The organism is Enterococcus sp. FSL R5-0957, from assembly GCF_038008005.1.
Classification (GTDB): Bacteria; Bacillota; Bacilli; order Lactobacillales; family Enterococcaceae; genus Enterococcus_B; species Enterococcus_B faecium.
In genome coordinates this window covers 1,038,614-1,058,441 of the sequence record NZ_JBBOYG010000001.1, presented here as the reverse complement: position 1 = coordinate 1,058,441, position 19,828 = coordinate 1,038,614, and the positions used below count along the sequence as shown (strand labels likewise).

The window sequence follows — 19,828 nt, the reverse complement described above, 5'->3', positions numbered from 1 at the left end:
CTACTTTGAAGCTTTTAATTCTAAAATCATATCTCGCACATTAGCGGCTGTTTCAAAATCCAATGCTTTCGCCGCATCTTTCATTTCTTTTTCTAATTTCATCAATAACGTATCTTTTTCTTCTTTCGTCATTTCTTCATACGAGACTTGTACCGCTTCTTTTGTATCATCTTCCGATTCTTTCGTAATAGAAATCAAATCTCGGATTTCTTTAATGATCGTTTTTGGAACGATCCCATGTTCTTCATTGTACTTCTGCTGAATCGTACGGCGTCTTGATGTTTCATCCATCGCTATACGCATAGAATCTGTTACTTTGTCTGCGTACATGATTACTTTACCTTCTTCATTCCGAGCAGCTCGTCCAATCGTTTGGACTAAGGAACGTTCACTACGTAAAAAGCCTTCTTTATCCGCATCCAAGATAGCAACAAGGGAAACTTCAGGTACGTCTAATCCTTCACGAAGCAAATTGATTCCAACTAACACATCAAATTCACCTAATCGAAGATCTCGAATGATTTCTGTTCGTTCCAGCGTTTTGATATCACTATGCAAATATTTGACTTTGATCCCTAATTCTTTGAAATAATCTGTAAGGTCTTCTGCCATTTTTTTCGTCAATGTCGTTACAAACACCCGCTGGTCTTTTTCGACTCGTTCATTTATTTCGCCTACTAGATCATCGATTTGTCCCATGATTGGACGAACTTCGATCACTGGGTCAAGCAGCCCTGTCGGACGGATGATTTGTTGGATAACGGTATCTGTTTGTTCATGTTCATATGGTCCTGGCGTCGCAGAGACATAAATGATCTGATTGACATGTTTTTCAAACTCTTCTAACCGAAGTGGCCGATTGTCTAAAGCAGATGGCAAACGGAAACCGTAATCTACTAGCATCTGTTTTCTCGCTCGGTCACCATTATACATTCCTCTGATTTGAGGCATGGTTACGTGCGATTCGTCCGCCACGATCAAAAAATCTTCAGGAAAGAAATCCAATAGCGTATAAGGCGGTTCACCTTCTTTACGTCCATCCATATGCCGAGAATAATTTTCAATTCCCGACGTGTAGCCCATTTCTAACATCATTTCAATATCGTAATTGGTTCGCTGTTCTAAACGTTGAGCTTCCAGAAGTTTGTTTTCATTTCGCAAGACAGTTAAACGCTGTTCTAATTCCGCTTTGATATTCGCTACGGCATGCTCCATATGTTCATCATTCGTCACAAAGTGAGTCGCCGGGAAGATTGCTACGTGTTCCGTTTCTCCTAAAACTTCACCTGTCAGTGCATTGACTTCTCGGATACGTTCGACCTCATCTCCAAAAAACTCCACACGTAAGGCACGTTCATCTCTTGAAGCCGGAAAAATCTCCACGACATCACCGCGCACTCGAAAACGACCGCGCTGAAAATCTATATCATTTCTTTCGAATTGGATACTGACTAAGTCACGAATCAACTGATTGCGATCTAGTTCTGTTCCCTGTCGAATCGAAACTACTTGTTTTTGGTACTCAAAAGGCGAGCCTAATCCAAAAATACATGAAACGGATGCAATGACGATCACATCATTTCTTTCTAATAATGAACTAGTAGCCGAATGTCGTAATTTGTCGATCTCATCATTTACACTTGAATCTTTTTCGATATACGTATCGCTTGAAGGCACATAAGCTTCAGGCTGATAATAATCATAATAAGAAACAAAATATTCAACAGCATTGTTAGGGAAAAATTCCTTGAATTCCCCGTACAGCTGACCAGCCAATGTTTTGTTATGGGCAATAATCAGTGTTGGTTTATTCACTTTCTCAATAAGATTGGAAATCGTATATGTTTTCCCTGTTCCAGTCGCACCTAATAAGATTTGTGCTTTTTTCCCGCCGACTACGCCATCCACTAATTGGTTAATCGCTTCAGGCTGATCACCAGCCGGTTGGTATTTCGAGACAAGCTCAAAGTGTTGGGAGGTATCTCTCTCAATCATTCTTCGTCCTCCTTTTCATTCATTCCTTTTCATTTTACGACCAATAAAAAGAAAAGGAAAGCAAAGGCATTCCTTAATAAAAAATTATACCACACCGAACATACTTTCGCCACTTTTTTATCTTATTATATATGTTACGTTTTATAACATAAAATGTTAGAAACTCGCATTTTTTTCATTTTTTCGAGCTTACAGTCTTGTCAGATTCAGCACTTTTCGCCTATAATAATAAAATATTGGAAATTTAGGAGGTTGATTATGAAAAGAAAGCATTTATTTCACTCATTTGTTTTCTTAATGACAGGACTTGTGACACTTGCGTTTGGTCATGTTGCACAAGCTGACAACACTACAACGGCAGAGTCAAGCACAAGCGAGACAATGCAAAAAATAGAGCCCAAAAAAGACGTATACGTAATTGCCAGTGACTCTGCTTTTGCTCCATTTGAATTTCAAAACGCAAAGGGCGAGTACGAAGGCATCGATGTAAAATTGATGGAAAACATCGCCAAACTGCAAGGATTTAACATCCGAATGGACTACCGTGGTTTCTCTGCTGCTTTGCAAGCTTTGGAATCAGGACAAGCAGACGGAATGATTGCCGGAATGACTGTAACAGATGAACGAAAGAAAAGCTATGATTTTTCTGATTCTTACTTTGATAGCGGGATCCAATTAGCTGTCAAAAAAGGAGATACTTCGATCAAGTCTTATGAAGATTTGAAAGGAAAAACAGTCGGAGCAAAAGTTGGTACCGAAAGTGCTGAATTTTTAAGCGACCATGAATCTGAATATGGCTATTCTATCAAATATTTTGATGCTGCTGATCAATTGTACGACGGGTTAAAAGTTGGCGCAATCGATGCAATGATGGATGATTATCCGGTAATCGGTTATGCGATCAAACAAGGACAAGAATTGGAAACACCGATCAAAAAAGAATCTGGCGGAAAATATGCATTTGCCGTTAAAAAAGGACAAAATCCTGAGCTTCTTAATATGTTCAATGAAGGATTGAAAGAATTAAAAAGAACAGGCGAATACGATAAGATTATTAAAGAATATGTAGCGGATGGTTCAGAAACTTCCAGTGAGTCTTCCACTGCTGATGAATCAACATTTCTTGGACTTATCCAAAACAACTATCAAGCATTGTTGAAAGGACTTTGGAGAACAATTCTCCTAACTTTGATCTCCTTTGCTTTGGCTATAGTAATCGGTGTGATTTTTGGATTATTCAGTGTAGCACCAATACGCGCTCTTCGCACAATTGCTAGTATTTATGTCGATATCATCCGAGGAATTCCAATGATGGTTCTTGCGTTCTTTATTTTCTTTGGGTTGCCTGGTATCGTTGGATTTACGATTCCTGACTTCCTTGCTGGTGTTATCACCTTGACTCTTAACGCAAGTGCTTATATCGCAGAGATTGTTCGAGGCGGGATCAACGCCGTTCCTGTCGGACAAATGGAAGCTTCCAGAAGTTTAGGTCTTTCTTATAATCGGACAATGCAAAAAATCATTTTGCCGCAAGCGATACGCATCATGATCCCATCATTCGTCAATCAGTTCGTTATCTCATTAAAAGACACAACGATCATTTCCGCAATCGGTGTAGTCGAATTGCTGCAAACTGGTAAGATCATTGTTGCACGTACAACACAAAGTACGTATGTTTACTTGATCATTGCGGTCATGTACTTGATTTTGATCACAGCATTGACAAAATTAGCAAAAGTTTTAGAAAAGAAGGTGAAGTAAGATGGCAGAAAAAATCTTAGTTGAGCATTTAGTCAAAAAATACGGCGATAACACAGTATTAAACGACATCAATGTATCCATCAACGAAGGAGATGTCGTCTGTATCATTGGCCCTTCAGGTTCAGGAAAAAGTACATTCTTGCGTTGCTTGAATCGTTTAGAAGAACCTTCTGACGGTGAAATTATTATTGATGGCGCCCACTTGATGGATAAAAGCACAGATATCAACTTGGTGAGACAACATATCGGAATGGTATTCCAACACTTTAACCTATTCCCTCATCTTTCTATTTTGGAAAACATCATTTTAGCACCGATGGACCTGAAGAAAGAATCTAGAGAAGAAGCAGAGAAAAAAGCAATCAAATTACTGCAGACAGTTGGTCTAGAAGATAAAAAAGATATGTATCCTGAAATGCTTTCTGGTGGACAAAAACAGCGTGTGGCTATTGCTCGTGCTCTAGCGATGAACCCTGACATCATGCTTTTTGATGAGCCTACTTCTGCACTCGATCCTGAAATGGTCGGTGATGTCTTGAACGTCATGAAAAAGTTAGCAGAACAAGGTATGACGATGGTTATCGTTACGCACGAAATGGGGTTCGCTAAAGAAGTGGCCAATCGCGTCATGTTCATTGACGACGGAAACTTTTTAGAAGACGGAACGCCTCAACAAATCTTTGAAAATCCGCAAAATGAACGGACAAAAGATTTCTTGAATAAAGTATTAAATATTTAATAAAAACCAAAAATGCACGGTCGCCATGAAGGGACCGTGTATTTTTATCTTCTTATTTTCTCACCTAATCGTATCATCAGCCGCATCGCTTGTTTTCCTGCACAAACAAGCAATCGCTCTACCTGTTCCATCGCATAAGAAAGTACCATCGGTTCATTGATGATATCAAGTACATAGTCGATACCACCCTCACTTAATTGAGCTTGATTTTTCTTCTCCATATTATGTAGTTGTGGGACAACTTTCTGACAATCAGCAATTGTGTCAAGAACGGATCAATCCTTTATTGGAGTTGCTCGAAAGGATCTTCTCTTATTACGGACAGGCTTTGTTCACTGTACATAGACAACAAATCATTATCCTAGTCAATCGGATTTCCAGAGCCTCATTGCTATCATTGCTTGACAAAATCCAGACAAAGTTTAATAAAATTTATCAGTTACAGCTAAACTTTGGAATTGGGTCGCTTTGTTATACAGAGCAAGAGACACCGCAATCTTTCCTTCATGCCCAACACGCTGTGAACGGATAACTTTCCATCAATCTGTGAACGAGATCCGCTTTTTTGAAGATTTAGACCTCGGGATCATTTTACCAGCAATCCCGTCAGATCAACGAACATTATATGTAAAACGTATTTTGAAAAGCCTGACAGAAGAAGAAGTACATTTGTTCAAGAAGACTTTGGCATGCTTCAGTAAAAATAACGGAAGCATCAAAAATTGCTCAGAAGAATTATTTATTCATAAAAACACCTTGCAATATCGATTGAACAAGTTCCATTCTCTCACTGGTTATACCCCTAGAAACTATGACGATTATCATATTCTAAAGCTGGCTTTTTTGTTGGTACAAACATGACAACTACAAAAAAACCAGGCGAACATATGATTGTTCGTCTGGTTTTTAATTATCTTAATTGTCAAATTAAGTTAGACAAATCATCAATACTTACGTAACTCAAAAATACTTCCAAAGGTGTTCGATAATTCAGTGATTTTCTAGGAATATTATTTCGTTTCGATGCGACAGATTGAATAAAAGATTCATCTACTGAATTGAAATCCATAGATTTCAATAAACCATCTCTACGTAACAATCCGTTAGAATTCTCGTTTAGGCCTCTTTGAGACGGCGTTCCTGGATCAGCGAAATAAATGGCAATATCATTGGCATTACTGATCTGTTTCCAATTTGAAAATTCCTTTCCACAATCAAAAGTGATGGATTTGAATAGATTTTTCGGTACAGATTCAAACCAATGATTTAATTTGTTTTCAATATCAATCGCTTGTCTACCACACGGTTTCAATGTGATGATAACTTTTGATAATCGCTCAACTAAGGTAATTACAGCACTTTTATGTTTCAAACCTACGATAGTGTCACCTTCAAGGTGACCAAACTCATTTGAGAATTGGCTATAATCTTTTTCACGTTCATGAATAGAGCGACGGAAAGCTTGTTTTCCACGTCTTTCTTGATGTCCATTTGGTTTACGCTTGCCTTTCATCGGTAAGTCAGAAGGATTAAATAGCCCCTTTTTGAACATACGATAAATGGTACGAGCAGAACAACGAATAGGAAACGCTGCACGACCAACAATCACATCGGGTGTCCATCCTTGAACAACCTTTCTTTGAATATATTCTGATTGTTCCTCAGGTAAAACAAGCGGGCGTCTACCACAGTTTGATTTGTTTTTCTTATACTGTTGATAGTACTCTAAGGCTGATTTTCCTTGCTTGAAGAACAGGTATACTTTATGGATCGTTTGTCTTGAACGATTCAAGCAATGCGCAGTTTTCGCAACAGATTGATTTATTTTGAAATAAGACTCTATCATTACAAGTTCATCCGTTGTAAGATGGGTATAGGTCATTTGTACTCACTCCTTATAATTCTTTGGACGGAACTATTTTGAGTGTAGCACAAATGACTTTTTTAGTTGTCTAGCTTAATTTTACAATCGGCGTTATTAATGACTTAGCGTTTTTACTAGAAAAACTACTTCCGCTTTTTCCCACCAAAAGCATCTTTAAACTTATCGAAGAAACCGTCTTCTTGCTGTTCTTCAACTTTGATGCCGCCAGCTTCAGCGAATGCACGTAATGCTTCTCTTTGTTGTTCATTTAGATTTTTCGGTGTGATCAGTTTTACTTTGACATGTTGGTCGCCTGTTGCACCACCACGTAACTTCGGAGCGCCTTTTCCACGTAAACGGAAGTTCGTACCTGTCTGTGTTCCAGCAGGGATCTTCAATTTCACATCTCCATGGACAGTTGGTACTTGAACTTCATCCCCCAAAGCTGCTTGTACAAAACTTAAAGGCAATTCATAGTAAATTTCAGAACCTTCACGATCAAAGATATCACTTTCTTCTACACGGAAGACCACATACAAATCACCAAATGGTCCGCCGTTTTCTCCAGCTTCTCCTTGACCAGCTAAACGCATTTGTTGTCCTTCTTCTACACCAGCTGGTACATTCACTTTAACTGAATGTGCTTTCTTCTCATGTCCTGAGCCATGACAGGTTGGACAAGGTTCTTTGATTTCTTTCCCTGTGCCATGACAAACATCACAAGTTTGACGGCTCATCACTCGTCCAAGTGGTGTTTGGCGTTCTACATTGATCGTACCTGCACCATGACATTTATGACAAGTAGTTGGTTGTGTGCCTGGTTTTGCACCGTTCCCACCACAAGTATGACAGATTTCTTCCCGATTATACTTGATTTCTTTTTCTACACCAAAAATCGCTTCTTCAAAAGACAAGTCGACCGTATATTGCAAATCAGCACCTTGACGAGGCGCATTTGGATCGACTGACCGACCGCCTCCTCCAAAGAAAGAGTCGAAGATATCTTCAAAACCACCGAAGCCGCCACCAGAGAAGCCGCCGAATCCACCACCAGCTCCACCAGCACCGTAATTTGGATCTGTGCCTGCATGCCCGTATTGGTCATATGCAGCGCGTTTTTGCGGGTCACTTAAAATCTCATATGCTTCTGATACTTCTTTGAATTTTTCTTCCGCATCAGGTTCTTTATTGATGTCAGGATGGTATTTTTTCGAAAGCTTACGATAAGCTTTCTTTATTTCATCTTCTGATGCTCCTTTTGAGAGCCCTAAGACTTCATAATAATCACGTTTTGTTGCCATAGGCTTTCCTCCTATTGGTTCTCATCATTTTCACGTCGCTTGTTATCATATCATATTTTGTTTGAAACAAAAACCGATACTTCAAACTAATTTTCAAAAGAAAAAGCCAAAGTAGCAACTTTGGCCTTCTCTCGAAATTCAGTGAACTGATTATTTATCGTCGCCATCGACTTCTTCAAAATCAGCATCAACGACATCATCTGCTCCGCCTTGAGCTGCTTCTGGGTTTTCTTGAGCTTGTTGTTGTGCCGCTTGTTCGTATAGTTTAACAGTCAAGTTTTGAACGATTTCGTTCAATGCATCGCGTTTAGTTTTCATTTCTTCGATGTTGTTTGCTTCAACAGCGGCTTTCAATTCATCGCGAGCTGTTTCTGCTTTTTTCACTTCTTCTTCGTCCACTTTGCCTTCTAATTCTTTCAATGTTTTGTCCACAGAGAATAGCAATGCATCTACATCATTACGTAGGTCAACTTCCTCTTTACGAGCTTTATCTGCTTCTGCATTTGCTTCTGCATCTTTTACCATACGTTCGATTTCTTCGTCTGTTAGACCTGAAGAAGATTTGATCGTGATTTTTTGTTCTTTTTGTGTACCTAGATCTTTCGCAGATACATTTACAATCCCGTTTTTATCAATATCGAATGTTACTTCGATTTGTGGAATACCACGAGGAGCTGCTGGAATATCTGTCAATTGGAATCTTCCTAGAGTTTTGTTGTCAGCAGCCATTGGGCGTTCACCTTGTAATACATGGATGTCTACTGCTGGTTGATTATCTGCCGCAGTTGAGAATACTTGTGATTTACTTGTTGGAATCGTTGTATTGCGGTCAATCAATTTAGTGAACACTCCACCCATTGTTTCGATACCTAATGACAATGGTGTAACGTCAAGTAAAACAACATCTTTCACATCACCAGTGATCACGCCACCTTGGATAGCAGCACCCATAGCAACTACTTCATCAGGGTTAACTGATTTGTTTGGTTCTTTTCCTGTTTCTTTACGTACTGCTTCTACAACTGCAGGGATACGAGTAGATCCACCGACTAAAATAACTTCGTCGATTTCTGATTGTGATAAACCTGCATCTTTTAGCGCTTGACGTACTGGTACTTTTGTACGTTCTACTAAGTCAGCTGTTAATTCATCAAATTTTGCACGTGTCAATGTCATTTCCAAATGCAATGGTCCAGATTCTCCTGCTGTGATAAATGGCAAGCTGATTTGTGTGCTTGATACGCCAGATAAATCTTTTTTCGCTTTTTCAGCAGCGTCTTTCAAGCGTTGTAAAGCCATTTTGTCTTGAGACAAGTCAATGCTATTTTCTTTTTTGAATTCTGCTACCATGTAGTCGATGATTTTGTTATCAAAGTCGTCCCCACCTAGATGGTTGTCGCCAGCTGTTGACAATACATCAAAGACACCGTCTCCTAGTTCAAGGATAGATACGTCAAAAGTACCGCCACCAAGGTCGAATACTAAGATTTTTTCGTCGCGATCTGTTTTATCTAAACCATAGGCAAGAGCAGCTGCAGTTGGTTCATTGACGATACGTTCTACTTCTAGACCAGCGATCTTACCAGCATCTTTTGTTGCTTGACGTTGTGCATCATTAAAGTAAGCTGGCACAGTGATAACTGCTTTTTCGACTTTTTCACCTAAATAGTCTTCTGCAAATCCTTTGATATATTGAAGGATCATTGCTGAGATTTCTTGTGGTGTATATGATTTACCTTCTACATCTACTTTGTAACCTGCTTCACCGATATGGCGTTTGATTGATGAAATCGTATTTGGGTTTGTCACAGCTTGACGTTTTGCAACTTCCCCTACTTGGATTTCTCCATTTTTGAATGATACAACAGAAGGTGTTGTACGGTTTCCTTCTGGGTTAGCGATGATTTTTGCTTCGTTTCCTTCCAATACTGCTACTGCAGAGTTAGTCGTACCTAAGTCAATACCGATAATTTTACTCATAATTAACGTCTCCTCCTTTAATTGAAAGTGTAAGTTTTATATCCGCACAATTATTGTGCAACAATGACCATAGTTGGTCTTAACACGCGATCATGTAATTTGTAGCCTTCTTGTAGTACTTCTACAATCGTATCGGCTGGTGTATCTTCAGTCGCTGGAACAGTTTGTACTGCTTGATGAAGATTAGGATCAAAGGCTTCTCCTTTAGCAGGGATTTTTTCAATTCCTTCTTCTTCCAGTGCGTTACGCAAACTTTCCAAGACCATTTCCACGCCTTTTTTCAAACCTGCCCCTTGATCATCTGACACTTCTGTGGCTAATGCACGTTCCAGGTTGTCAATTGATGGAAGTAATTTTTTGGCTAAATCTTGTGAACGGTATTTTTGTAATTGCTCACGCTCATTTTTTCCTCGATTTGCCATATTTGCGATTTCAGCACGAGCCCGCAAGTATTTATCTTCCATTTCTTCTAACTCAGCTTTTAATTTCGCTGTTTCGAATTCTTCCGCTTCAGCTTCTGAAATACCCGAATCTTCTGCAGCTTCGACATCGATTTCCGGTTCTGGCTGAGCATCTGTCATTTCTTTATCTAGTTCTTCTTGATTTTCTTTCACGATACAGTCTTCCTTTCATTATTCAGTCAGCTGTTTGATTGCTCTTACTAAGAAAGAGAGAACGATCAGCTGCAAATAGCTTCGTTATTCACATTACGAGTTTGACAAGTCAAGCGAATGGTAGTAATCAGCAAGTTTAGCTGCTAGTTCTCTTCGATAAACATCGACTAGACCGAACATCCGAGAATAAGGCATACTAGTAGGCCCTAACAAGGCTATTGTACCACTTCCATGACCATCTATCTCGTAACTTGCTTGAATCATACTCATATTCTGCAATAAATCATTGCCTAATTCAGCACCAATCTTGATATGAATATTGCTATCCATCGGAGTGATCATTTGTGTAAGTCCGTCTGAGTCTTTCATAAAAGAAAACATCGATTTGAACTGATCAAGATCTTGACGGGGCTCATAATCCAAGAGATTCATTTGTCCACTGACATAAACCTTATCTTCAAAAACATGACCAAGAACGGTGTCAAATAACTGAGACATCCCTTCTGTCGTTTGGAAATATTTATGAAGAATCATCGGAATCTCCGTACGAAGTTTATGGTACACCGTCATCAGAGGATCTCCGACTAGACGGTCGTTTACAATCTGTACCATTTTTTCTAGTTCCTGACTTCCCATATATTCGGGAAGAGTGAACACTTGGCTTTCTACATTCCCCATATCTGTTACGACGATAGCAATAATCTGTCGATTATTCAAGGGTACGATACGAAAGCCAGTCAGTCGGCGGTCTTTTATTTCAGGTCCCAATGAAAAAGTCGTATAGCTTGTCAGCTCAGATAATATCTCAGCAGATTGCTTAATAATCTCATTGATTTCATGAAATTCTCTGCCTAGAGACTGACGAATCAGTAGCAAATCATCTTCTGCTACGCGAGCAGGTTTTAACAAATGATCCACGTAATAACGATAGCCTAAAGCAGATGGAATCCGCCCAGAAGAAGAGTGAGTCTTCAACAGCAATCCTTCATTTTCTAATGCTTTCATATCATTGCGAATCGTTGCTGAGCTGGCCTTGACTCCCTCAGACATCAATGTTTTGGAACCAACGGGCACGCCACTACTCGTATAGTGTTGGATGATCAGACGTAAAATGTCGTTTTGTCGCTTTGTTAACATCTTCCTCACCTATCATTAGCACTCATATATTCTAAGTGCTAATCCACTTATAAATATAGCAAGAAGCCCTTCTCCTGTCAAGAGAAAGACTCCATTTTTTAGCACTCTAAACACAAGAGTGCTAACTCTAAATAATTGATGTAAATCCAGTTATATCAACGTTTCAATAGTCCTTTATTGTATTTTTGAACTTTTTTTATTTAAATTCAGATAAAAAACAAATATTCTTTAAACTATTTTTCAAACAAAAAGCGCTCAAACACATTGTTCCCCAAAAAGGTCCCTCTTGGTGTCAAATAAACACGGTCTTCTTCATTAACAAGTAATCCTTCTTGCTCTAATTCCCTTAGCACATCACCGTACACCGATTCAATTGTTTTTTGATAGCGATCATAGAAATGTTTTTTAGTAATCCCTGTTTTTTTTCTTAGTCCTAAGAACATTTCTTCTTCTATTTGATTTTTTCGTGTCAATTTTTCTTCTTCCAATACCGGGCGTTCATTTGCTCGTAATGGGCGTAAATAGTGTTGGATTGGTCCTTTGTTGCGGTAACGAATATCTCCAAGATAACCGCTAGCACCAGCTCCAAACCCAAAATAGTGGTCATTGTTCCAGTACATGAGGTTATGTTGAGATTCATGTCCGGAGAGCCCAAAGTTACTTATTTCATATTGGTGACGTCCATGCTTTTCCATTGCTTCAATCGTCTCTTCAAACATTCTGGTTTCCGTTTCCTGATCAGGCAGTTCGAGTCTTCCTTGTCGTACCCAGTTCATGAACATTGTTTTGTTTTCGAGGATCAATGAGTACAAAGAATAGTGAGGCAGATCCAAAGCCAAAGCTTTTTCCAAAGTATCCAGATATCCTTCTAGTGTTTGTCCCGGTAATGCATAAATCAAATCGATGCTTACATTGGTAAAATTTTCTGCTTCTAAAAATTGCATAGTTTGATACACATCTTCTGCGGTGTGTTTACGTCCAATTTTTTTCAATAAGCGATTATCAAATGTCTGCACTCCCATGGATAAACGATTGACGCCATAGTTTTTCATTACTTGAAGTTTTTCACGGGTCAAATCACCTGGATTCGCTTCTACAGTAAACTCATTACCATTTTGAAAAGGCAGGATCTCTCTAGCACCTGATAATAGTCGATCAAGTTGTTTAGCAGATAAAGAAGTTGGTGTTCCGCCTCCTACATAAAGTGTTTCCAAACTCGCTGTAGGATGACTTTCCAGCATTAATCTCATTTCATTCAGCAGCATTTCCACATACTCATCTACTGGCTGCCCTTCTAAAAAAACTTTATTAAAGTCACAGTAATAGCAGATATGCTCGCAAAATGGGATATGAATGTACGCAGAAACCTTGTTTTCTGCGGGATTTATTGTTTCTATCATTGAAATTCTTTCTCCTTACGTCGAAAAGTCGTGCCTGTTTTCGACCTTCTTAAAATCGCGTTCAAGCACCAACTCATTGAAATAAGCCGCATATTTAGAATCAAGGAAACCTAGCTCTAAAAATGCTTGCTTATTGTCATCGGAGCTACACGGTGCTTTTACAGCCTCTCGATAAACGGTAATCGCAAAGCTGACCTTCGGCATTAAGTCAAAATCTGCAAAAATATGAAAAGCTATTTTCACAGATTCCTCCTTAAGTGCTCAGACCACAACGCTTTGCTTACAACCTCTCATATACGCATACTAAACGTATTTGGCGAACAAATCCACTAAAAAATCCAAGAATCGACTTCTTGGATGATTTTTTCTTTCATTAAACTGGTTACCTAGTTATATATTTCTAGGGTTGTTTTCATGTCTGAGTGCCCGATATGATTTATTTTTCGTTTCTATAATTACTTTTTGCCTTCCAGTTTCTTTTAATATTGTACTCAAGCAAGTGGGAATTGGTTCTTTTGTCATCCATGTATGCAAAATGTTATAATGCTGGTAAACAAAAATGATTACCTGTCATTTTTATTTAGTTCGTATTTAATTAAGTTGACTGTCTGTATACTCTGTCTAAAACTTAAGAATTGTTGTTTTCGCTGTCGCTACCCAATTTTAATGAATGTCTGTAGGTTAAAACTGTTGTCCTTGTTATAGATAGTAAAGGAGAGCTTGAAAATGAAAACTGCGATTACGTTTCTATTAGAGGAATATGCCGATTGGGAAGGTGCTTATATTACTAGCACACTAAACCAAAATGAGAAATGGCAAAACAAAACTGCTTCTATCCAATCAGAGGTCGCTTCCATTGGAGGATTAAAAACAAAAATCGATTACTTAATCGAACAAATACCTGAAAAAGTTGACCTCTTTATTATGATCGGTGGCAATTCATGGGACATAAAAAATCATCATTTATATCAAATAATCGATAAATTGTTAAAAACAGACGTACCAGTAGCTGCTATTTGTGGGGCAGTTGATTATTTAGCTCAGAGCGGATTATTGCAAGGTTACAAACACACCGGAAATGCGCAATTTCCTTGGTTAGAATCGGAAAATTATCAGAATAAAGAAGATTTTATAGAACAACAAGCTGTGAAAGATCGTAATTTGATTACTGCGAATGGAACGGCTCCTATAGAATTCACAGACTTGATTCTTCAAGCAGTCCATTTTGAAACAGAAGAAATAAGAGAAAAAACGATTCGTCTATACAAACTCGGATTCTATGATTACTATAAAAAGTACGGATATCCTTTCTCCTAATCATTCTCTTCAATTAAATACTCCTTATCAATAGTGTGACAAGTAATTTTACTGATGATTATTTGTCACACTTTTTCTGACATTTATCAAAGAAGATACACTCTATTTATATTCATAGACAAGGTTTTACGGATTCAAAAATTCAGGATTATGCTATACTGGTATTAAAAAAATAATGAGGTATTTTATATGAAAAAGTTAGGTTTTATTTTATTGATGGTCTCTTTATTCCTTGTAGGATGTACGTCTCCTAGTAAAGAAAATAGTGATCCATCTGCGACCACAGACAAAAGTTCAATCAGACAAACCAGTTCAGCTGAAAAATCAAGTACTCAGAAATCAGCTTCTACTGAAACGAATACATCTTCAACAAGCAGTAAAGTCTCAGAGTGGATTTGAGTCAATATCTTGGACACATTTTAGTAGAGACGGTTAAGCCATTTTTTCTTTTGCTAATTCTTCAAATTCCTGTGGGGTTAGATAGTGAATCGAGCTATGGATTCGATTTCGGTTATAAAATCCTTCAATGTAGCTAAATAGCGCTCGATTTGCTTCTTCAAAATCTGAGTAGCTAGTCGTGTAGACTTCTTCTTTTTTCAATGAGGCATGGAAAGATTCGATTCCAGCATTATCATAAGGTGTTCCTTTTCTACTATAAGAATGCCTTATTTTGTTGGTTTTAAGCCATTGTTCCACTTCTCTTGCTGTGTATTGGCTGCCCAAGTCAGTGTGTAGAATCATTCCTTCTGGAATGTGATAATGTATTTTTGCTTTATTCAATGTTTGAATGACACAATCCACAGTCATTCGTTTTGAAAATGTATAACTAATAATTTTTTTCGTGTGTAAATCCATGATTGAAGATAAGTAACACCAACCATTTTTCTTAGTAGGAATGTACGTAATGTCAGCTGCCCATTTCTCACAGATCGTTTCAGTAGAAAAGTCCTGATTTAAGAGATTCTCTTTTGAAATGATCGGTTTATTAGACCTTTGAGGTCTATATTTTTTAACTACAATCGACCTTAAATTTAATTGTTTCATTAGCTTTTGGACATGTTTAAGAGATACTGAAATCCCTTCTTTTAATAAAACTTGATGGATCTTTGTGGCACCATAGCGTTGTTTATTCGTAAAAAAAATTGTTGAAATCTTCTTTTTCAACTTATTATTTCTGATTTCTGTAGCTGTCAACGGTTTATTCTTATAAAAATAATAGACACTTCTAGGGATTTCTAATAACCGACACAACAAAGAAACAGTGTAATCCTTACACCATTTTTCAATAAATTGAACAAGCGAATTTAGGTTTTCCGAGAGAATATGGCTGCGGCTTTTTTTAAGATTTCAAGTTCCTCATTTAAACGAGCATTTTCTTTTCTCAGTTCAGCTACTTCTTTTCCAGTCAGTCCTGTGGACTGATCAGGTAAATATAAATTCTTCCATTTGTAAATCGTTGCTTCAGATAAGCCATATTCTTTCGCTAACCCTCGAACAGAACGTCCAGTTTGATTCAGTTCAACAATCATTTGTTTAAAATTTTCTTCATATCGGGTCATAAAAATTCATCCTCTCGTAGATAAGTTTAATTTATTCTTGTCTCTACGAAAAGCTGTCTAAGATTTGATACTAACACCATTTTGGTTGTAGAGCATCAAAATCGACAAAATCGAGAATCTCAATCAATAATTCTCCTCCCCAAGACGGAAAGATCATTTGGATATTTTCATCTTGTATCATTTGATTGAATTCATCTGCTCGTTTTCTTGCTGGACCTGATTTTTCCTTATCTTGCGTCCAAAGCGTCTTTCCAGTAACTACTTGGAAAGATTTTTCTTCCATTCTCTTTAAAGCTGATTCGAGTAACGAATGGTGTTCCTCTGATACGCCTGAGGATGGTGCAGTAACCCCAATCGTTGCATTTCTTTCTAATAATGGATAACTTATCATGTTGCTTCACCTCCAAGTATGCACTATTTTACTTGGTTAATTGTTTTTTTCGTTTGCCGGCATCAAAAATATCGGCATCTCAAGTAGCTGGATGATTTTGTTTAAGTCAACCGTTTGGATGACCATCGTTTGATCTGGTCTACCTGGTGCAAAAACAAGTTTTTCATTTGATAAGAGCTCTTCATCAATAATAATCGGAATCTGTTTTTCATAACCAAACGGAGAAACAGCGCCCTGCTTTTGTCCCGTTTGTTCTTCCATGCGTTCTGATGAAACAATAGAAAGCCTTTTACCGACGATCTTCCCTAATGCTTTGAAATCCGTTTGTTTCGTAGTAAAAGTCAGATATACGTAGTTATTATCTTTTTTATCTTTTAAGAATAAGCTTTTGGTCTCTGTACCTGTAAATCCTTGTTCTTTCTTTATTACCAAAGCATCTTCATTTGTATAAATGGCTCGATGATGATACAACTCAAAATATATATTTTCGTGTAAGAATTTCTTTGCCAAGTCAATCATTTTTATGTCTCTTTTCTATTTTATTATTTGAGACATCTTATCATATAAATATAGCGGTTACAACATTACTTGTGTTTTGTTCGTTTTTTATACATAACTATTGTTTTTCTGGTAAAATAAATCAAACCACTTAATGGAGGCGTTTTAGAATGGAAAAATTTCAGCCGATCATCAATCAGATCAAAGAAAAAGAACATCAACAAAAGATCAAAGACCTTTTTGCTAAGATAACAGAAACGTATCCCCAGCTAGACACAACTGTAAAATGGAACCAACCTATGTTTACTGACCATGGTACCTTTATTATTGCATTTAGTTTTGCTAAAAATCATTTTTCTATCGCACCGGAAAAAGCAGCGATTCGTGCCCTTGAAAAAATATCCAAGAAGCAGGCTACGTATATACGGATAACGTCATCAAAGTTCCTTGGAAAAGTGTAATCAACTGGGAATTGATTGAACAATTGATTTCATTTAATATTGAAGATAAAAAAGGTCATGATAAATTTTGGCGATAAAGCTTTATACGAATAAACCCTTTACTGGCGAGGAAACTATTCATCACCTTATACAGGTTTTGTTCAATCCTATCCTTTTTATCATCCCTGGTTAAACACTTAATTTACAAAGTATCTGCTATTTTTATAAGGAGTCTTTCTTGTGCTGAAAAAAATCACTGATTGAATGGCTTTGAATTTTCCACTTAGTAAAATTATTTTTTCAGCAATTTTCCTGCAAAACTTTTGAATAAGGAAAAAATACGAGAAAATATCAGCGATCTTTCATAATACTGCCCATTATTTTCAGGTATATTTAAATATAATATCACTTTAGGAGAGAAGGAATTTCTTTAGAGAAAGAAAAGTTAGAATTTTCTGACTTGATTTTTACAATGACCTTAATTAAAATCGTTCTTTCTACATTTCGTGATTAAGCAAATATCAACTAAGTCAGTAGAACCATTCACATAGGAGGGTGAACATTGAAAGATTTTTACTCAGTAAATGAATTAGCCGAACAATTAGGTGTTACTACACGTTCTATCAGAAATTATCTTCATGAAGGAAAACTAAAAGGAACAAAGGTTGGCGGGCAATGGAAATTTTCTGAACGTAATCTTTTTGAGTTCCTTTACGGAGATCAAGCAGAGGAAGCAGCAAAAGAAATGCAGCGATTCATGCTAAATGCACCAATCACGATGCGTTTCAACCTTCAGTATCGTGATTTTACAGCAATCAATCAATTCCGAGAACAATTAGTCCAGTACCATAACGATGTTTACGCAAATAAAAAAGACCGTCTTTTACAATACGATCTTTATAAAGACAATCATGCGGAGATACTAATCGGTGGTAACTTCAATTATGTCGTAAACTTTAGTCAATGGATCAATGAAAAATTATTGATCCAGACAGATATTTCTCTTGTATCTTAAACAATTAAAAAGCGCTAGAAATTCCAGAGATGTTGGAAATTCTAGCGCTATTTTTTTATAAGTACTTACTGTTTGGTTCAAACAAATATTTTTTTAATAAATGAGATTTTACCATCTTTATCCTCAAATAAAGACCGTGACCATGCTTCCTACTACGATCAGCAATAATCCGATAATCGTTAATTTTTTTTCTTTTGGTGTCTTATTTTCATGCAGGATGTACATACCGCCTAATGTAGAGATAACTACGTTTAGCTGTGTAATGATATATGCAGTAGCAACCCCATTTTCATTTGCTGAAAAAATATAAGCCAATGCTGACACACTAAAGATGGCTCCAACGATCGTTGCTTTCCAACTCTTGTCTTCAGAAAATGCGGTTGGTTTACGGAAAATCACATAAATCACTGCCCCTAAAAAGACACCGATCATTTGCGGAAAGAAAATGGAAAGTCCGCTTGCATCAACTAGTTTAGGCAATGCACTGTATACCCAATAACCAATACTTGTTGATGCTAATAGACTAATTCCTTTTGTGATACCGCCTTTTTTTCCAGGATCATCACTGATTGCCGTTAAAGCAGAACCAAATACAAGAAGAATGATTGCTGCTGCTCCAATGATTTTCCCCATACTTCCAGACCATTCTCCAAAAGCGAAGACACCAATCAACGAGGTTCCGACTAACTGTAATGCAGTCGAAATTGGCATCGTTTTAGAAACACCAATCAAGTTGAAAGATGTATACTGTCCTGTTTGTCCAATAACCCAAAATGCACCAGAAAGTAAACTAATCAAAAATGTAGTCACTGAAATACCAGCTGGAGAAGCGAATAATTGAACGAGTAAGCCGACAAGCACCGCTCCAATACCAGTTCCTAATATCTCATTTGTTGGTCTGCCACCAATCTTTTTCAAAATCAGTGGCTGGATCCCCCAGCCAACTGCCGGGATCAATGCAATCAATAAACCCATTTTTATTCACCCTTATCCTTTTCCACCTTGGAAAGAAGGATATAAAGTCATCCCACCATCTGCAAATAGTGTAATACCTGTAACATAACTGGATTCGTCTGAAGCCAACCATGCAGCTGTCGCCGCTATTTCTTTTGGTTCACCTACGCGTCCTAGTGGGATCATACTTTCCAAGAGTTCTTTTTGTTCAGGATCATCAAATTTTGCCGCATTAATAGGTGTACGGATAGCGCCAGGGCCTATACTATTGATTCTGATTCCCTTCGGTGCATACTCCATTGCTACCGTTTCGGTAAATAATTTTACCCCGCCTTTTGAAGCAGCGTAATGAGCAAACGTTGGCCATGGGATCTGTTCATGAACAGAAGACATATTGATGATATTTCCTTTTTTATTATTCTCTGTAAAGTAATTTAAAGCCGCTTTCGTTCCGATAAAAACGCCAGTCAAATTGACTTTTAACACTCTTTCCCAATCTTCAAGGCTAAGTTCATGGGTTGGATGCTGATTTTCCATCCCAGCATTATTAACCCAAACGTCCAGTGTCCCAAAATTTTCTAAAGCCGTATCAAGTAAACGCTGTATTTCTTCTTCAGAACTGACATCTGCTTGTACAGAGACTGCTTTTCCGCCTGCCTCTTCGATTGCTTTGACTGCTTTTTCTGCTCCTTCTTTATCCGAGTTATAGTTGACAACTACATTCATTTTTTCTTTCCCGAATCGTTGAGCAATCGCTGTTCCAATCCCCTTTGAGCCACCAGTTACTACTGCGACTTTGTTTTCTAATTCCTTATACATAGTACCCACTCCTTTTTCATACCTAAACCTGTTATTACGGATAA

17 protein-coding genes and 4 pseudogenes are annotated in these 19,828 nt (G+C 37.7%); 7 read left to right on the top strand and 14 right to left on the bottom strand.

From position 1 onward, the window contains the following. Window positions 1–1,995, bottom strand: a complete 1,995-nt coding sequence (gene uvrB / locus MKX69_RS05085) for an excinuclease ABC subunit UvrB (RefSeq protein ID WP_341009109.1) — start codon at window positions 1,993–1,995, stop codon at window positions 1–3. Window positions 1,996–2,253: 258 nt separating this feature from the next. On the opposite strand from uvrB, the gene MKX69_RS05080 reads away from it, so the two are divergent. Together MKX69_RS05080 and MKX69_RS05075 are read left to right on the top strand one after the other, a co-directional pair. Next, on the top strand, window positions 2,254–3,756 hold the full coding sequence (locus MKX69_RS05080) for an amino acid ABC transporter substrate-binding protein/permease (RefSeq protein WP_341009107.1): 1,503 nt from the start codon (window positions 2,254–2,256) through the stop codon (window positions 3,754–3,756). Window position 3,757: 1 nt separating this feature from the next. After that, window positions 3,758–4,495, top strand: coding sequence for an amino acid ABC transporter ATP-binding protein (locus MKX69_RS05075; RefSeq protein ID WP_002292113.1), 738 nt, complete (start codon window positions 3,758–3,760; stop codon window positions 4,493–4,495). A 44-nt stretch (window positions 4,496–4,539) separates the two neighbouring features. Here the strand turns inward: MKX69_RS05075 and MKX69_RS05070 are convergent, their stop codons facing one another. Then, entirely contained in the window at window positions 4,540–4,716 is a 177-nt protein-coding gene (locus MKX69_RS05070) for a hypothetical protein (protein WP_002299633.1), read from the bottom strand. Window positions 4,717–4,727: 11 nt separating this feature from the next. Between MKX69_RS05070 and MKX69_RS05065 the strand changes: the two are divergent. After that, window positions 4,728–5,356: pseudogene (locus MKX69_RS05065) on the top strand (PucR family transcriptional regulator). A gap of 61 nt (window positions 5,357–5,417) precedes the next feature. On the opposite strand, the gene MKX69_RS05060 reads toward MKX69_RS05065, so the two are convergent. From MKX69_RS05060 to MKX69_RS05030, 7 genes are all read right to left on the bottom strand, one after another. Then, window positions 5,418–6,377 (bottom strand): IS30 family transposase, encoded by a 960-nt coding sequence (locus MKX69_RS05060; RefSeq protein ID WP_000222573.1) that lies wholly within the window; start codon window positions 6,375–6,377, stop codon window positions 5,418–5,420. A 125-nt stretch (window positions 6,378–6,502) separates the two neighbouring features. Beyond that, complete coding sequence (dnaJ, locus tag MKX69_RS05055; RefSeq protein WP_341009104.1) at window positions 6,503–7,660, bottom strand: molecular chaperone DnaJ; 1,158 nt, start codon at window positions 7,658–7,660, stop codon at window positions 6,503–6,505. A 150-nt stretch (window positions 7,661–7,810) separates the two neighbouring features. Beyond that, window positions 7,811–9,640, bottom strand: coding sequence for a molecular chaperone DnaK (dnaK, locus tag MKX69_RS05050; RefSeq protein ID WP_002292134.1), 1,830 nt, complete (start codon window positions 9,638–9,640; stop codon window positions 7,811–7,813). 50 nt (window positions 9,641–9,690) lie between these two features. Beyond that, complete coding sequence (gene grpE / locus MKX69_RS05045; RefSeq protein ID WP_002296525.1) at window positions 9,691–10,254, bottom strand: nucleotide exchange factor GrpE; 564 nt, start codon at window positions 10,252–10,254, stop codon at window positions 9,691–9,693. A 93-nt stretch (window positions 10,255–10,347) separates the two neighbouring features. Beyond that, window positions 10,348–11,391 (bottom strand): heat-inducible transcriptional repressor HrcA, encoded by a 1,044-nt coding sequence (gene hrcA, locus MKX69_RS05040; protein ID WP_341009102.1) that lies wholly within the window; start codon window positions 11,389–11,391, stop codon window positions 10,348–10,350. Between the two features lie 233 nt (window positions 11,392–11,624). Further along, window positions 11,625–12,791, bottom strand: a complete 1,167-nt coding sequence (hemW, locus tag MKX69_RS05035) for a radical SAM family heme chaperone HemW (RefSeq protein WP_341009101.1) — start codon at window positions 12,789–12,791, stop codon at window positions 11,625–11,627. Between the two features lie 15 nt (window positions 12,792–12,806). Beyond that, window positions 12,807–13,034 carry an adenosine deaminase gene (locus MKX69_RS05030; protein ID WP_002300943.1) on the bottom strand — a complete coding sequence of 76 codons (228 nt, stop codon included), beginning with the start codon at window positions 13,032–13,034 and terminating at the stop codon, window positions 12,807–12,809. A gap of 483 nt (window positions 13,035–13,517) precedes the next feature. Here MKX69_RS05030 and MKX69_RS05025 point away from each other — a divergent pair, with 483 nt between their 5' ends. Together MKX69_RS05025 and MKX69_RS05020 are read left to right on the top strand one after the other, a co-directional pair. Further along, window positions 13,518–14,108 carry a type 1 glutamine amidotransferase family protein gene (locus tag MKX69_RS05025; RefSeq protein ID WP_131774480.1) on the top strand — a complete coding sequence of 197 codons (591 nt, stop codon included), beginning with the start codon at window positions 13,518–13,520 and terminating at the stop codon, window positions 14,106–14,108. Between the two features lie 189 nt (window positions 14,109–14,297). Continuing rightward, window positions 14,298–14,498 (top strand): annotated as a pseudogene (locus MKX69_RS05020) (hypothetical protein); the annotation flags it as partial. A 42-nt stretch (window positions 14,499–14,540) separates the two neighbouring features. Here the strand turns inward: MKX69_RS05020 and MKX69_RS05015 are convergent. The 3 genes and pseudogenes from MKX69_RS05015 to MKX69_RS05005 all read right to left on the bottom strand — a co-directional run bounded on the left by MKX69_RS05015 (window position 14,541) and on the right by MKX69_RS05005 (window position 16,577). Further along, window positions 14,541–15,667 (bottom strand): IS3 family transposase gene (locus MKX69_RS05015; RefSeq protein WP_094850654.1). Its coding sequence is split into 2 segments (ribosomal slippage): window positions 14,541–15,439 and window positions 15,439–15,667, totalling 1,128 coding nucleotides; the frame shifts between segments, so codons are not numbered across the junction. A 76-nt stretch (window positions 15,668–15,743) separates the two neighbouring features. Beyond that, window positions 15,744–16,058, bottom strand: a pseudogene (locus MKX69_RS05010) (LD-carboxypeptidase); the annotation flags it as partial. A gap of 36 nt (window positions 16,059–16,094) precedes the next feature. Beyond that, window positions 16,095–16,577, bottom strand: coding sequence for a YbaK/EbsC family protein (locus MKX69_RS05005; RefSeq protein WP_002294466.1), 483 nt, complete (start codon window positions 16,575–16,577; stop codon window positions 16,095–16,097). 149 nt (window positions 16,578–16,726) lie between these two features. Here MKX69_RS05005 and MKX69_RS05000 point away from each other — a divergent pair. Together MKX69_RS05000 and MKX69_RS04995 are read left to right on the top strand one after the other, a co-directional pair. Beyond that, window positions 16,727–17,094: pseudogene (locus tag MKX69_RS05000) on the top strand (iron chaperone). Between the two features lie 464 nt (window positions 17,095–17,558). Then, entirely contained in the window at window positions 17,559–18,011 is a 453-nt protein-coding gene (locus MKX69_RS04995) for a helix-turn-helix domain-containing protein (protein WP_002296526.1), read from the top strand. Window positions 18,012–18,134: 123 nt separating this feature from the next. Here MKX69_RS04995 and MKX69_RS04990 read toward each other — a convergent pair whose 3' ends face one another. Beyond that, window positions 18,135–18,986: a GRP family sugar transporter gene (locus MKX69_RS04990; protein WP_002288523.1), complete on the bottom strand. Its 852-nt coding sequence runs from the start codon at window positions 18,984–18,986 to the stop codon at window positions 18,135–18,137. A 12-nt stretch (window positions 18,987–18,998) separates the two neighbouring features. Then, window positions 18,999–19,784 carry a glucose-1-dehydrogenase gene (locus MKX69_RS04985; protein ID WP_341009096.1) on the bottom strand — a complete coding sequence of 262 codons (786 nt, stop codon included), beginning with the start codon at window positions 19,782–19,784 and terminating at the stop codon, window positions 18,999–19,001. Window positions 19,785–19,828 lie beyond the last annotated feature (44 nt).

Excerpts from the sequence above, each read along its gene's own strand:
- uvrB (WP_341009109.1), bottom strand. The coding sequence starts at position 1,995 with ATGATTGAGAGAGATACCTCCCAACACTTTGAGCTTGTCTCGAAATAC.
- MKX69_RS05080 (WP_341009107.1), top strand. The coding sequence starts at position 2,254 with ATGAAAAGAAAGCATTTATTTCACTCATTTGTTTTCTTAATGACAGGA.
- MKX69_RS05075 (WP_002292113.1), top strand. The coding sequence starts at position 3,758 with ATGGCAGAAAAAATCTTAGTTGAGCATTTAGTCAAAAAATACGGCGAT.
- MKX69_RS05070 (WP_002299633.1), bottom strand. The coding sequence starts at position 4,716 with ATGGAGAAGAAAAATCAAGCTCAATTAAGTGAGGGTGGTATCGACTAT.
- MKX69_RS05060 (WP_000222573.1), bottom strand. The coding sequence starts at position 6,377 with ATGACCTATACCCATCTTACAACGGATGAACTTGTAATGATAGAGTCT.
- dnaJ (WP_341009104.1), bottom strand. The coding sequence starts at position 7,660 with ATGGCAACAAAACGTGATTATTATGAAGTCTTAGGGCTCTCAAAAGGA.
- dnaK (WP_002292134.1), bottom strand. The coding sequence starts at position 9,640 with ATGAGTAAAATTATCGGTATTGACTTAGGTACGACTAACTCTGCAGTA.
- hrcA (WP_341009102.1), bottom strand. The coding sequence starts at position 11,391 with ATGTTAACAAAGCGACAAAACGACATTTTACGTCTGATCATCCAACAC.
- hemW (WP_341009101.1), bottom strand. The coding sequence starts at position 12,791 with ATGATAGAAACAATAAATCCCGCAGAAAACAAGGTTTCTGCGTACATT.
- MKX69_RS05025 (WP_131774480.1), top strand. The coding sequence starts at position 13,518 with ATGAAAACTGCGATTACGTTTCTATTAGAGGAATATGCCGATTGGGAA.
- MKX69_RS05005 (WP_002294466.1), bottom strand. The coding sequence starts at position 16,577 with ATGATTGACTTGGCAAAGAAATTCTTACACGAAAATATATATTTTGAG.
- MKX69_RS04990 (WP_002288523.1), bottom strand. The coding sequence starts at position 18,986 with ATGGGTTTATTGATTGCATTGATCCCGGCAGTTGGCTGGGGGATCCAG.
- MKX69_RS04985 (WP_341009096.1), bottom strand. The coding sequence starts at position 19,784 with ATGTATAAGGAATTAGAAAACAAAGTCGCAGTAGTAACTGGTGGCTCA.